At 53.5% G+C, this 12725-nt stretch carries 9 protein-coding genes; 5 read left to right on the plus strand and 4 right to left on the minus strand.

The features are described 5' to 3' along the window. Positions 1-312 precede the first annotated feature (312 nt). Positions 313-2637, plus strand: coding sequence for a CotH kinase family protein (locus tag RIC19_RS24230; protein WP_350180975.1), 2325 nt, complete (start codon positions 313-315; stop codon positions 2635-2637). Here the strand turns inward: RIC19_RS24230 and RIC19_RS24235 are convergent. Further along, positions 2634-3191 carry an RNA polymerase sigma factor gene (locus tag RIC19_RS24235; protein ID WP_350180976.1) on the minus strand — a complete coding sequence of 186 codons (558 nt, stop codon included), beginning with the start codon at positions 3189-3191 and terminating at the stop codon, positions 2634-2636. The genes RIC19_RS24230 and RIC19_RS24235 overlap by 4 nt on opposite strands. A gap of 359 nt (positions 3192-3550) precedes the next feature. On the opposite strand from RIC19_RS24235, the gene RIC19_RS24240 reads away from it, so the two are divergent. From RIC19_RS24240 to RIC19_RS24255, 4 genes are read left to right on the plus strand one after another with little or no spacing between them, the layout of a single operon-like run. After that, on the plus strand, positions 3551-5131 hold the full coding sequence (locus RIC19_RS24240; RefSeq protein ID WP_350180977.1) for an amidase: 1581 nt from the start codon (positions 3551-3553) through the stop codon (positions 5129-5131). A 49-nt stretch (positions 5132-5180) separates the two neighbouring features. After that, positions 5181-6956 (plus strand): M14 family metallopeptidase, encoded by a 1776-nt coding sequence (locus RIC19_RS24245; protein ID WP_350180978.1) that lies wholly within the window; start codon positions 5181-5183, stop codon positions 6954-6956. Between the two features lie 3 nt (positions 6957-6959). Beyond that, positions 6960-8366 carry a high affinity choline transporter 1 gene (locus RIC19_RS24250; protein ID WP_350180979.1) on the plus strand — a complete coding sequence of 469 codons (1407 nt, stop codon included), beginning with the start codon at positions 6960-6962 and terminating at the stop codon, positions 8364-8366. Then, positions 8350-9348 (plus strand): DUF3089 domain-containing protein, encoded by a 999-nt coding sequence (locus RIC19_RS24255; RefSeq protein WP_350180980.1) that lies wholly within the window; start codon positions 8350-8352, stop codon positions 9346-9348. Before RIC19_RS24250 ends, RIC19_RS24255 begins: the two co-directional genes overlap by 17 nt. A 38-nt stretch (positions 9349-9386) precedes the next feature. Here RIC19_RS24255 and RIC19_RS24260 read toward each other — a convergent pair whose 3' ends face one another. The 3 genes from RIC19_RS24260 to crtID form a co-directional block, all read right to left on the minus strand. Continuing rightward, positions 9387-10175, minus strand: a complete 789-nt coding sequence (locus RIC19_RS24260) for a lycopene cyclase domain-containing protein (RefSeq protein WP_350180981.1) — start codon at positions 10173-10175, stop codon at positions 9387-9389. A gap of 66 nt (positions 10176-10241) precedes the next feature. Then, positions 10242-11078, minus strand: coding sequence for a phytoene/squalene synthase family protein (locus tag RIC19_RS24265; protein ID WP_350180982.1), 837 nt, complete (start codon positions 11076-11078; stop codon positions 10242-10244). A 96-nt stretch (positions 11079-11174) separates the two neighbouring features. Continuing rightward, the gene (gene crtID, locus RIC19_RS24270; protein WP_350180983.1) at positions 11175-12650 is read right to left on the minus strand and encodes a bifunctional phytoene desaturase/3,4-desaturase; all 1476 of its coding nucleotides are present in this window, start codon (positions 12648-12650) and stop codon (positions 11175-11177) included. Positions 12651-12725 lie beyond the last annotated feature (75 nt).

The following is a 12725-nucleotide window of genomic DNA, read 5'->3' on the forward strand; positions in this document are numbered from 1 at the left end:
TGAAGCGAAATTTTCAGAGAAGTTTGAAGATAAAAACAATGCCAACGGCAACACTTGGCAAAAAAACGTAATTTGCAGCCATTCCACCCGGAACCGATTAGCGTTTATGAATATAGGTTTTGTATAGGCAATGGATCAAGACTTTTCGCCAGATTAAAGAGCGCCCGGAACCTCGACTTCAGAAAGGGAGCCCTTTAATTCCCTTTCTTCGTGTAACTACGAAGGTGAGGACGTGATACAAAGCTGGCGAAAAAGATGATTCAGGGACATACAAAATTGGTGTTCATAAACGCTATTAAACACACGAACACCTTGAAGCGACTGATATCAACTTTTTTTTTCCTGGGCCTGACGTTGTGCCTAACTGCTCAGGAGCCTGCAGCCCCTCCCCCGGCGGAGCTCATCCTGTCCGTACCTGCCGGATTTTACCCACATGTGGTCACCGTGGATATCCAATGCCCCGGGGGGCAAGTTTACTTTACGCTTGATGGCACCGAGCCGACACCACAGTCCGAGCCGTACCAAAAACCGGTCACCATTCGGGAGACCACCGTGCTCAGGTTGCTCGCCACTTATCAGGATGAGCGGGCGGACCTGCGGGAAGGTCACACCTACTTCATTGGAGAACCGGAAACGGATTTTGCGGTGATCTCTATTGGCATTAACCCCACAACGCTTTTCCACCCTTTTCACGGGCTATTCATGCTGGGCGCGAATGCCGTAGATACGCTTTGGAAAAAGCCCGGTGCTAACTTTTGGAGCAAACGGGAGGTAACCTGCAACCTGGAGATTTTCGAAAGCGACGGGCAGTGTGTTTACCGCAGCCCTTCCGGCTTCCGGCTGTTTGGAGGTATGAGCCGGCTGTTCCCACAGAAATCCATTGCCCTGGTGGCACGCGATGAGTACGGAGAGCACCGTATCGACCATGAGATTTTTGGAAAGCCCGGCAAAAAAAAGTTTAAGTTCCTGGTCTTGCGCAATTCGGGTAGCGATTTTGGCAAAAGCCATTTTCGGGATGCCTTGATGACCAGTCTGGTGGAAGACTGGGACCTGGAGACACAGGACAACCGGCCTGCTCATGTCTACATCAACGGGCGATATTGGGGCATCTACAACATCCGGGAAAAAATCAACCGCTATTTTATTGACAGCCACTTTGAGGAAGTTGAAAACGACAGCGTAGACATCATGGAGCACCGCTATACGGTGAAAAAAGGCAGTGTCCGCCACTACCGTTCTCTGTTGCGCTACCTGGAACGCCACGATCTCAGCGAGCCGGAGCATTTTGGGCATGTCGCTGCTCAGATGGAAATAGACAACTTCCTGGACTACCAAATTGCCCAGATTTACTTTGACAATCAGGATGCAGGCGGCAATATCCGGTACTGGCGCCCACAGACGGAGCGCGGCCGTTGGCGGTGGATCCTTTACGATACCGACTGGGGTTTTGGTTTGCACGAGCCCAGTGCCTATGAACACAACAGCCTGGCTTTCCATACCGCCCCCAATGGCCCTGCCTGGCCCAATCCGCCCTGGAGCACCTTCATTTTGCGCAAGCTGCTGGAAAATGAGGACTGCCGCCGCCGTTTCGTCAACCGGTTTGCCGACCGCCTGAATACGTCCTTCCAACCCAAGCAGGTACTGGATAAAATCAACGTATTCCATGAGCGGCTGAAACCGGAAATACCAAGGCACCTGGAGCGCTGGAAACTCAGCCGGACCGACTGGAACTTTCATGTCAATGTGATGCGGACGTTTGCTCAGGAGCGGTCCCGGTTTGTCCGTATGCACCTGATGGAGCAATTCCAAACCGGCGCACAGCGACAGCTCACGATCGGGAGCACTAAAGGCGGCCAGGTCATCCTGAACGACAACCTGACGCTTACATCGGATACCCTTCAAGGTACCTACTTTGAGCGCTATCCGATAACGATGCGGGTCGTGGCGCACCATGGGTACCGGTTTTCGCATTGGGCAGGCGCACTGCAAGGAGAAGACCGCCGGGAACTCACCTTGCCGCTAACCCAGGAACATACGGAGCTCTATGCGGTCTTTGAGCCCTATCTGCACCCATTGGAAAGCAAACTGGTAATCAATGAAATTTCGCCTAAGAGCGGTGATGCCGGCGACTGGCTCGAGCTGTACAATGGCTCCGATGAGCGCCTCAACCTGGCCAAGTGGACGTTGAGCGACCTTAAGCACAACACCTTTACCTTTCCTGCCGTCACCATAGAGCCTAATGACTATCTGGTGATCGCGGAGGACTCTGCCAGCTTCCGGGCCAAGCACCCGAAAGCTTATAATGTGATAGGCGGCATGAATTTCGGATTAAACAAACGGCAGGAGTCGATTGCACTGTACTCCATCCTGGGGGCTATGGTCGATAGCATCAGCTACGAGGCACCACCCGTCGATTCTGCATTTGTGCTGAGCCTGCTCCTGCCCGACCTCAATAACGCAGACCCTCAGAACTGGGCTTTCCGCCCGGGCACCGGCACACCAAACGGAGCCAACCCTTACTACGTGGAAAGCAGGGTACGCGCCCAACAAACCCGGTGGATGCAGATTGGGCTGGCCAGTGGAGTATTAATCTTAAGCTTGTTGTTGCTGATCTTAAGACAACGAAAAACCCTCTAAAGCCACCATAGCAGCAGGAGCCCGATAAGCTTGCGCAAGGCGTTAAGGCCCGCCGAAGCTACATTCCGAACCGACTGATAGTTGATGCCCATCACCTCAGCAATGGTTTGGTAATCCATACCCTGGAAGTATTTGAGGTAGAGCACCTCCCGCTGCCGTTTACTAAGCTTATCCATAGCTTTCTGAAGCTGAGCACTCCGCAATTCCTGATTTTCCTCCCGGATCATCTCCATATCAATTGCGGTCACCGTTTTTTCCTCCATAATGCTTTCATCCAGCTCGCCGGTGATGCGGCGCAAGCGGGCATGCCGGCGGATGAGGTCCCGCCGCAACGCAACAAACAGGTAACGGCGAATGGAATCCGTAGGCCCTATCCCATCCCGACGGCGCCACAGCCCGATAAAGAGATCCTGTATCACGTCCTCTACTAACGCCTCATCATCAATAATGCGGCGGCCGTAGCGGAACAAATCCGCTACCTCCTGACGGTAGATGGTCTCCAATGCTGACTTGTTGCCCCTGCGCAGGGCATCCCAAAGCTGGATATCGCTCATGTGGGCTGTTATTTCTGCCTTAAAGATAGGTCTTAGACTGCAGAAGTTGAAGGAGGATTAATGTCGTAGTATAAATCCTTCACGCACAGGCCTAAATCCAACGAACGTTATTAGAGTATGTTTGGAGTAAACAATAGTTAGTTTTCGACTAGAAGACAAAAGTCCCACACGCTCTTAGTTTGCAATAGGAGCAAGCTCCAAACATGCTCTAAGATTAGCGCTAGTCGCACTAGCTGTGGCGGCAGCTCCATGAATTTGCGATTTGCAAACCCTGTAGGCTTTTCGGAATAATGGTACAAATGAACAGTTTTAACAATTATCGACTATTTTCGTTAACTGAAACATCAACGCTTCTTATCATGATCCGAATCGCTACTCACTACTGCTTTGGGCTGTTGCTGCTATCCGCCCTGCTTCCTTCCTGTCAGCCGGCTACCGCTTCTGAGCCAATCAAGGGTAATGCTCTTAACCTGGAGGAGATCACCATTCCCGAACTGCAATCAAAATATGAAGCCAGTGCTCTTTCCGCAGCAACGGTCGTACAGTACTACCTGGATCGTATTGCAGCCATCGACCAGTCTGGGCCCGGCCTGAAGTCCGTACTTACGGTCAATCCGGAGGCGCTGGACATCGCCCGGGGGCTGGATGAAGAACGAGCCAACAGTCAGGTACGTGGCCCCCTGCACGGCATTCCGGTACTCCTCAAAGACAATATCGATACGGGCGACCAAATGCCGACCACTGCAGGCAGCCGGGCGCTAGCGGGCTCCATTGCACCGGATGATGCAACAGTCGTGGCTAAACTACGGGAGGCGGGTGCCATCATTCTGGGCAAGACCAACCTGAGCGAGTGGGCCAACTTTCGGAGCACCCATTCCAGCAGTGGCTGGAGCGGCCTGGGCGGTCAAACCCACAACCCCTACCAGCTGGATTGCAACCCCTGCGGATCTAGCTCGGGTTCCGGCGTAGCAGTTGCGGCCAACCTGTGCATGCTGGCCCTGGGTACAGAGACCAACGGCTCCATCGTTTGCCCTTCTTCCGCCAATGGGATTGTGGGCATTAAGCCTACGGTCGGGCTGCTGAGCCGCGATGGTATCATCCCCATTTCCTTTACACAGGATACCCCCGGACCTATGGCTCGCACAGTAACCGATGCGGCTATTGCGCTGGGTATGATGACGGGCGTAGACGAAACGGATGCCAAAACAAGCGCCAGTGAAGGGTATTTCAAAACCGACTACACGCCCTACCTCGACAGTACAGCCCTGCAGGGCAAGCGGATTGGCTACTACACCGCCCCCAAAGGCACCCACTATAAAGTGGACACCCTGATGGAAAGCGCCATGCAGACCCTGCGCGCAAGGGGAGCCGAAGTGATAGAGATTGAGGACCGCCTGCCTCGTGAGACCGGCAGCCTGAGCTATCAGGTGATGCTGTATGAGTTTAAAGACGGGCTGAATCAGTATTTTGCCAGCCTTGGTGCGGACGCACCGGTAAAAAACATTGAAGACCTGATTGCCTTCAATAAAGCGGATGAGGTGGAACTAAGGCATTTTCATCAGGACATCCTGGAGCAAGCCGCTAAAATGGGTCCGCTGGAAACCGACGACTACCGGAGTACGGTATCAGAAATGCAGCGCCTGGCCCGAGCCGAAGGCATTGACAAAATTATGGCGAAATACGAATTGGATGCCCTCATCGCCCCCACCGGTGCCCCGGCCTGGAAAACCGATCATGTTAATGGCGACCACTACACCTTGGGCAGTTCATCTCCGGCAGCATGGGCAGGCTACCCCAATATCAGCGTACCCATGGGCTTTATCGAAGGACTGCCGGTAGGCTTGTCTTTTTATGGGAGCGCATGGAGCGAACCGGTGCTGATCGGGCTGGCGTATGATTTTGAGCAGGCGCGGGGGGCGCGGGGGGCGCCGGAGTTGTAGTATTTTGAGCTACTTTTATCCCACACTATCCTCACTAAAACGATCCGAGATGCGAAACTCGCTGCTACTGCCTTTGTTGCTGGCCCTAATCCCATTAGCGAAGTTGTCTGCCCAACAGCCGCAGGCCCTTACCGCTCCCTTCGAACTGGACAGCAATACCACTGCGACCTACCAACAAACGATTGCATTTTACGAGACGCTAAGCCTGGCTTATCCACAGCTGCACCTGCAGGCACATGGGCACACTGACGCAGGCTTCCCCCTGCATACGGCCGTGCTCGCCACCGGCGGAGCCTGGCAACCGGAAGCGGCAAAAGCGCAGGGCAAAACGATCATCTTTATCAATAATGCCATTCATCCCGGAGAGCCCTGCGGTGTGGATGCCACGATGCTGCTCCTCCGCAACTGGCTGCAAAGCCCGGAGAAAATGGCGCTGCTCGACCGCCTTGTGGTGGTGGCTATCCCGTTTTACAATATCGGTGGAGGGCTCAACCGCGGGCCGCACAGCCGCGCTAATCAGGACGGGCCCGAGGCACATGGCTTCCGGGGCAATGCCCGCAACCTCGACCTCAACCGGGACTTCATCAAAGCCGATTCCCGCAATGCGCAGACGTTTAATCAAATTTTCGCTGACTGGCAGCCGGACCTGTTCGTTGATAATCATACGTCAAATGGGGCCGACTATCAATATACCATCACCCTCATTCCCTCCCAAAGCGACAAGCTCGATCCCCACCTGTCTGATTACCTGGACAACCGCCTGCTCCCCCGCCTTTACGACGACATGGAAGCCGATGGGTGGGAAATGACGCCCTACGTTTACGCCCGCAGTACACCGGATGAGGGCATTGCGGCTTTTCTCGACCTGCCCCGCTATTCTACCGGCTATGCGGCATTGCACAATACCATCGGATTCATGCCCGAGACGCATATGCTGAAGCCCTTCAAAGACCGGGTACAAAGCACGTACACGTTTATGGACAACCTGCTACAGGCCGCCTGGGACGACCATGAAGCCATTCAGGAAGCCCGGAGCAAAGCCCGAAAGCATACAGCCCAAAAAGACACCTTTGCCCTGAACTGGGAACTCGATATGGAGCGTCAGGTACCTCAAATCTTCAAAGGCTATACGGCCAAATACAAGCCAAGCGAAGTCTCCGGGCTGCAACGGCTCTACTACGACCGGGAGGCGCCCTACACCAGGGAAATTCCCTACTTTAAGTTTTACAATACCACGGTAGCCGTCCAAAAGCCCATCGCCTATATCATTCCGCAGGCTTATCAGGAGGTTATCGAACGGTTGCGGTGGAATAATGTCACGCTGCACCGCCTTACGGAAGACCAAACGCTGAGGGTGGAACAATACCGCATCGAAGATTACAAAGACCGCGCTGCCTACGAAGGGCACTACCTCCACTACGGCACAACCGTAACCACCGAAGACCGCCAACAGCGCTACCAAAAAGGCGACCTTATGGTCCTGACCAATCAGCCCCTCAACCGGTACATTTTGGAAACCCTGGAACCTCAGGCGCCGGACGCCTTCTTCTCCTGGAACTTTTTCGACGGCATACTGATGCAGAAAGAGTATTTCTCAGCCTACGTATTTGAAGATAAGGCAGCCGCTATGCTGGCAGCAGATCCCGAACTAAAGGCAGCGCTTGAAGCCAAAAGGGCGGAAGACCCGGAGTTTGCAAAGTCAGCCCGGGCTCAGCTCAACTTCATTTACGAGCGATCCCCGCACTATGAGCCTACCTACCGGCTTTATCCCGTGGGCCGGCTGATGGATCTGCAGGATATTCGCTTCCAACCCGAAACGAAGTAGGCCATGCTGTTGCTTTTCATCGGTGGCTATTTGCTGATGACCCTCGGTATAGGCTGGTGGGCTTCCCGCCGGGTGCACTCCACAAAAGACTTTGTTATTGCCGGGCGTAATCTACCTATGGTGGTGGCAGCTTCCGCTCTTTTTGCGACCTGGTTTGGTTCAGAGACCATTATGGGCGCCAGCTCAGAATTCGTGGAGCATGGGCTGATTGGGGTAATCGAAGACCCTTTTGGTGCCGCGCTTTGCCTGGTGCTTGTAGGGGCGTTTTTTGCCCGCCCGCTGTACAAACTGAACATCATCACCTTCAATGATTTCTTCCGTATCCGCTTCAGCCGGCAGGCTGAGGTTATCTCCGCCCTGTTCATGATCCCCTCCTACTTCGGGTGGATTGCGGCGCAGCTCGTGGCTATGGCGATCATTCTTAATACTATAGCCGGGCTCACCCTGCTGCAGGGCATCCTGCTCTGTGCGCTGATCGTGGTCTTTTACACTTACATCGGCGGGATGTGGGCGGTTTCCATCACAGATTTTTTACAGACCATCATGATCATCATTGGGCTGCTGATCATTGCGTGGCAATTGTCTGAGCAGGTGGGAGGCGTACAAAAGGTGGCCGCTTCGGTACCGGAGGGCTTTTTCCGGTTTTGGCCGGAGGGCGACTTCCACAGCATCGTGCACTATATCGCGGCCTGGATCACGATCGGGCTGGGGTCTATCCCGCAGCAGGATGTCTTTCAGCGAGTCATGTCGGCACGGTCGGCAAAAACGGCGGTAACGGCCTCCTATCTTTCGGGCTTCATGTACCTGACCATTGGGTCAATTCCACTCTTCATCGGCCTTTGCGGCAAAATGCTCTACCCTGAGCTGCAAATGGTGGACGACACGCAGATGGTCCTGCCCTTTATGGTGCTGGAACACAGTAGCATGTGGGTGCAAATCCTCTTTTTCGGAGCGTTGCTGTCGGCAATCCTCAGTACGACCTCCGGCGCTATGCTTGCCCCGGCTACCGTCATTGGGGAAAACCTGGTACGCCCCTACTTTCCCGACATGTCCGATCAGCGGTTGCTGTTGGTGATGCGGCTGTCTGTGGTAGGGGTTGCCATTTGTTCTGCACTCCTTGCCGCAAGCACTCAAAATATCTACGAGCTCGTTGGGCAGTCTTCCGCCCTCAGCCTCGTGAGCCTGTTTGTGCCACTAACGGCAGGGCTGTACTGGAAGCGCGCTTCGAACATTGGCGCCCTTGCGGCCATTATCATCGGTATGGCGGTCTGGCTAATTTGTGAATGGCAGTCCACTGCAATCCCAAGCCTGATCTACGGCGGGCTGAGCAGTTTGCTGGGCATGCTGTTGGGCAGTTGGCTATGGCCAAACAATCCGAAAAAAGTACTATCCAATGAAAACACGATTTAACATCCTGATTTTAAGCCTGCTCCTGTGGGGGTGCGCCACCAAGCCTTCGGGCACCTTTTCCACCACGACCAAGCCGATGGCACCGGACTACAGTCAGGCAGACACCTGGGCGGCCCTGCCTACCAAAACCGATCCTGCCGACCGGGCACCTGACGGGCTGGAAGATCAACAGAATAGTGCAGCCGCCGATGTGTTTTTCCTCCATCCCACCACCTACACCGGTAAGCGGGGCGACCGGCTCTGGAACGGGCCGGTTGGGAAAGCCGATTTGCAGGAGCGTACCCTCGAAGGGCCTATCTTATTCCAGGCGAGCGCCTTCAATGCCGCGGGCAAGGTGTATGCGCCATTTTACCGGCAGGCGCACCTCGAAGCTTACTTCACCAAAGATACCACAAGCGCCAAACAGGCGTTTGACCTGGCGTATAGCGATATCCGGCGGGCATTTGAATACTACCTGGAGCACTACAATGACGGGCGGCCGATCATCATCGCTGCTCATAGTCAGGGGACTACCCATGCCAAACAATTGCTGCGGGAGTTTTTTGATGGAAAGCCGCTGCAATCACAACTCGTAGCCGCTTACATCATTGGTATTCCGGTACGCCAAACAGATTTTGAAAATATACCGCCCTGCACCGACAACCTTGACACCGGCTGCTATGTTTCCTGGCGAACCTTCCGGCGGGGTACCAAAAAGAAGCCTGAACTGGCTGTCATTGTGACCAACCCCCTGCTTTGGGATACCACCAAGGCTTTTGCGCCCCGCACGCTCAATGATGGTGCTGTCCTGACTCCCTTCGAGAAGGTACGCCCCAATAACGTCAGTGCGGAAGTACGCGGGCCCGTACTGTGGAGTAGCAAACCTCAGTTTCCGGGCAGCTTCCTCATGCTGCGCCGCAATTATCATGTAGGCGACCTTAATTTATTTTATGTGGATATCCGGAATAATGCGGTGCAGCGGGTGGAGCGGTTTAGGGAGTGAGATGGTAGAACAAGGTTAATAGTTCCAAGGATCACTTTTTACCGCCAGCGCTCAAACAGCGTCACCACGCCAAACATCAGCAGGAAGCCATAGACGGAATCATCCAGTGGGACAGAAGTGATACGGATGCCCAGGTATTCTTCCGGATTGTAAATGACTACCGGCTGCTCAGTATAGCCACCAGTCAGCACGCCATTCACAATCAAAAACGGGATAAGGGCAACCAGGTAGGACAGGTAGAAACGGCTGCGGTAGGTGCCGTCCAGAAAGAGCCAGTGGTAGAGGATAAAGCCGCCGGTGAGCAGAAAAGTAGTCGTGGTGTACAAATGCCCCCAGTACAGCAGCCCTGTGAGCAGGAAACCGAAGCCCATAAGTGGCGTCAACCAGGGTTCTGCGCGCGCGAGCAGGTCTTTTTTGAGGTAAAAATTCAGGCATTCATAGATGAATACACAGGCGAAAGGCACTGTAAAGAAAAACAGCCACTCTTCCACAGGCAGGTGGAAGAGGCGGATATTTGCAAAGTAGCGCTCATTGAAATTCCAAACGCCCTGAGCGGTAAAGAATACATCCCAGGCAATAAACAGCCCACCGAAAATCAATATGGCAGGCAAGAGCGGCTTCCATTTTCGGTAGTAGTGGACGTTTTTGTCAAAACTCAACAGAAATACCGGAATAAAAGTGAAGAGGTGGAGGTAAAAGTAAGCCCACTTCGTTTCCAGCCAGGGCAGGCGGGTAACTTCCGGCACCTCCATCAGGTAATTGCCCGGCAATACGGAGTCAGTCGCCCACTGCCAGCCCACGAGCAGCAGTGGCACTAATGCAACCACGGCTTGTAAAAAAGGGCGTATTCGAGCTTTGACCCGGGCCGGCTGTGAAACAACGGAGTCCATAGGCTATAGTAAATTCAGGCTGTTGCGCAGCGCGGAGCTAAACAGCAGCACTGCCTTGCGGCGGTTCGGGACCCTAATCCGCTCTTGGGTAACCCGGTCAGCCGGAGCAGAACGGATTTTCTTAAACAGATTGGTGTAGTAGATGTAAGCCAGGTATACGCCAAAGCGTGCACCTTCCGGTAATTGCACAATACCTTTATAGGCATCATCAAAATCCTTCTTGATGTCAGCCTCTATCTCCAGCTTGTCTGCCTGACAAAACTGCGTATAGTCTACCCCGGGAAAATAAACCCGCCCACGCTCGTCGAAGTCGCTTTTCATATCGCGCAGGAAGTTGATCTTTTGGAAAGCGGAGCCCAAGCTGCAAGCCGGTGCCTTGAGGCGCTCGTATTGTTCGTCATCGCCCTCCACGAATACGCGCAGGCACATCAGCCCTACGACTTCCGCCGAACCATAAATATACTTTTTGTACAGGCTATCGTGGTAGCGGTCGAAGTGCAGGTCCATCTCCATGCTGTCGAGGAAAGCATCAATGAGCTCCCGCTCAATCTGATACTGATGAACGGTTTCCTGAAAAGCGTGCAGCACCGGATTGAGGCTGATGCCCTCGTCAATTGCCCGGTAGGTATCCTCCCGAAAACGGTCGAGCAGTGCCTTCTTGGGGTAATCATGGAAGGTATCCACGATCTCATCCGCGAAGCGCACAAAGCCGTAGACAGCATAGATAGGTGGCCGGAAGCGTTTGTCGAAAACGCGGATCCCCATGGAAAAGGAGGTGCTGTAGCGGTTTGTGATGTGCTTGCTGCACTCTCGGCAAACGTTGTTATACAATTCCATCATAATGTTATCAGTTTTGCAGCGGATTTTGCGCCAGGTCAACTGAACGCTCTGTTTGCCAGCAGAAATGCGCAAAGCCTGCGCAAAAACCTGACGCCGCTAGGGTTTCACAGCTTTATAAATCTCATTGGCGACCACGCTGCCTGAAATCAGGGAAGGTGGCACGCCAGGGCCCGGCGTCGTCAACTGACCGGTATAATAAAGGTTGCTTACCTTTTTGCTTTTGAGTTTTGGCTTAAGAAAGGCGGTCTGCAACAGCGTATTCGCCAAACCATAAGCATTGCCTTTGTAGGCGTGATAATCTTTTTCGAAGTCCCGGTGGGCAAAAGCCCGCTTGTAGACAATATGCTTACGAACTTCCTGCCCGGTCAGATCTTCCAGGCGGTCCATTACGATGTTAAAATATTCCTCCCGTTTCTCGTCGGTATCCTCCAGGTTGGGCGCCAGAGGGATCAGGACAAACAAGTTTTCTTTACCCGCAGGGGCTACACTTGGGTCTGTTACCGATGGGGCGCACACATAAAACAGCGGATCGCTCGGCCATTGCGGCTGATCGTAGATTTCTACTGCGTGTTTCTTGAAGTCTGCATCGAAGAAGAGGTTGTGGTGGTGCAAGCCTTCGATCTTTTTATCAATCCCCAGGTAGAACAACAAAGAAGAAGGCGCCATCGTGCGCTTATCCCAGTATTTCTCGTTGTACATGCGGTGCTCAGGCTGCAGCAGCTGCTGCTCTACATGGTGGTAATCTGCTCCACCCACTACGATATCGGCTTCATACTCGCCGTTTTGGGTAATGACCTTGGTGGCATGCCCGTTCGGGACGTATATCTGTTGGACTTCCTCGTTGAGCTTGATTTCCACGCCCAGTTCCTCCGCCACGCTAACCATACCCTCCACAATCTTGTGCATGCCGCCCATTGGGTACCAGGTGCCCAGCGCCATGTCGGCGTAGTTCATCATGCTGTACAAGGCAGGGGTGTTTTCAGGCGTTGCCCCCAGAAAAAGTACCGGGAACTCCAGCAATTGAATCAATTGCTCGTGCTTGAACAACTTGCGGATATGTTTGGAAATCGAAGTGAACATCTGCAGGCGGAAAAGGCTCATCAGAATACGCGTGTCCGCAAATTCCATGATGGAGTGCGAGGGTTTGTGCACGAACTCATTCATCCCCACCTCATACTTGTACTGTGCTTCCTTGAGAAACTGCCGCAACTTTTGGCTGCTGCCCGGCTCGTAGTGCTCGAACATAGCTTCCAGCGCTTCCATTTTGGCCGGTATCTCCATGCTGTCCCCTTTTCCAAAGACCACTTCATAGGACGGGTCCAGGCGCACCAGCTCGTAGTAATCAGACGGCTTTTTGCCAAACTGCGCAAAGTATTGCTCGAACACATCCGGCATCCAGTACCAGCTCGGACCCATATCGAAAACGAACCCCTCATGCTCGAACTTACGCGCCCGGCCACCCGGAATACTATTCTTTTCTAAAATAGTGACTTTGTACCCTTTTTGGGCAAGATGGGATGCGGCAGAGAGCCCTGCGAATCCAGACCCGATAACGATGACTTGCTTTGCCAAGGCTGCTTATTGTTTGGTGACAAGAGGGAAACAGTAACCCCGTTTTTTTGTTTAGCTATTTTTGACAGAAAGCTT

This window comes from Phaeodactylibacter sp., from assembly GCF_040219495.1.
GTDB lineage: Bacteria > Bacteroidota > Bacteroidia > Chitinophagales > Saprospiraceae > Phaeodactylibacter.

Bases quoted from the DNA above. Each gene is read 5' to 3' on its own strand.
- RIC19_RS24265 (WP_350180982.1), bottom strand. From the start codon at position 11,078: ATGATGGAATTGTATAACAACGTTTGCCGAGAGTGCAGCAAGCACATC.
- RIC19_RS24245 (WP_350180978.1), top strand. From the start codon at position 5,181: ATGCGAAACTCGCTGCTACTGCCTTTGTTGCTGGCCCTAATCCCATTA.
- RIC19_RS24250 (WP_350180979.1), top strand. From the start codon at position 6,960: ATGCTGTTGCTTTTCATCGGTGGCTATTTGCTGATGACCCTCGGTATA.
- RIC19_RS24235 (WP_350180976.1), bottom strand. From the start codon at position 3,191: ATGAGCGATATCCAGCTTTGGGATGCCCTGCGCAGGGGCAACAAGTCA.
- RIC19_RS24240 (WP_350180977.1), top strand. From the start codon at position 3,551: ATGATCCGAATCGCTACTCACTACTGCTTTGGGCTGTTGCTGCTATCC.
- RIC19_RS24255 (WP_350180980.1), top strand. From the start codon at position 8,350: ATGAAAACACGATTTAACATCCTGATTTTAAGCCTGCTCCTGTGGGGG.